This window comes from Legionella tunisiensis (assembly GCF_000308315.1).
Taxonomy (GTDB): domain Bacteria; phylum Pseudomonadota; class Gammaproteobacteria; order Legionellales; family Legionellaceae; genus Tatlockia; species Tatlockia tunisiensis.
In genome coordinates, this window is sequence record NZ_CALJ01000019.1 from 1 (window position 1) to 1,134 (window position 1,134).

Here is a 1,134-nt window from a genome sequence, read left to right on the forward strand (position 1 = left end):
TTTGCTCACAATAAAAACAATAAGACTATTATTTAATAAAACGCGTGTATATATTTAATTGATAGAGGTGGTGTATGACAAGGGTAAAAAACGAGATAAATGAGATTGAATATCATAATTCTGTTCTTGACGCCATTGATAAAACAAAGGCATCCTGGTCAAAAATAACAACAACTCCAGTAGTTTATAAAGATGATTGGGTTAATTTTTTAAATTGTTATTCTGAGTTACTCCGCCTCAGAGCAATGGATGAATTTGACACGTTAGACAGCAGAGTTGGAAAACGAACTTAGAGACGCTGCAACTGCACGGGAGGGGTGCGGAGATCACGTTGTTCATGAAAACAATCCTAATGCAGTCACAATTGACCTACAAAAAGACACGATCACAAATGCCACAAATGTCACAAATAGTTCAACACCTTTTGATATCTTTAAAAAAGCGTTCTTACTTCAGACAATTTTACAAATTTAAAAGAGTATATACCGAATATAAAAAACCAACACAAACAAAATATAGCACGCCAGCTGGTTACGATGTTCGAAGTTATGAACAATGTTTCTGACTATGAGAATGCTAAAAATTACTATCAAGAAAACCGCAAGCTACTCAATGAGCGAGATGATGGTTTCTTCTTGAAAAGCTCAGCTACAGTAAAGCTTGTTGATAAATTTATGAACAAATCATTATCTAAAAGAGAACAGGCATTCGAAGAGGAGCTTAAGTTTAGTTCTCGCATTGATGATAAATATAACATGTGATTTGCAATGGTTGTTTTATGGATTACCAGACTAAATTCGTCCAGAATAAGACCAATTTTAACTCCTCAAAAAATTTTCGACAGAACCTAAATTAACGAGGGGTTATATCTTTGCTGTGTTCATCATCATCTTGCCTGGTATTATTTTCTTGTGGCTGGCTTTTATTAAACATAGTAGGGCGATATCTCCTTTTCGACACAATTTCAATTAGTTTGGATACATAGTCTTTGGGAAGGCTACGATCTGGATGTATTCCTGCAAAAACGACGTAACAAAAAGGCAATTATCCGCTTCCTGTCTCGTTTATTAAAACGCCTACCCTCAATCGTAACCGACAGACTAATGAAAAAGGGGAAATCAAGTTTCCCCTTTT

General features: G+C 35.2%; 2 protein-coding genes. Both read left to right on the forward strand.

All coding sequences use genetic code 11. The features are described 5' to 3' along the window. The first annotated feature begins 74 nt into the window (after positions 1-74). Complete coding sequence (locus tag BN58_RS01300) at positions 75-293, forward strand: hypothetical protein (protein ID WP_019215286.1); 219 nt, start codon at positions 75-77, stop codon at positions 291-293. 243 nt (positions 294-536) lie between these two features. Then, positions 537-761, forward strand: a complete 225-nt coding sequence (locus tag BN58_RS01310) for a hypothetical protein (RefSeq protein WP_019215288.1) — start codon at positions 537-539, stop codon at positions 759-761. Positions 762-1,134 lie beyond the last annotated feature (373 nt).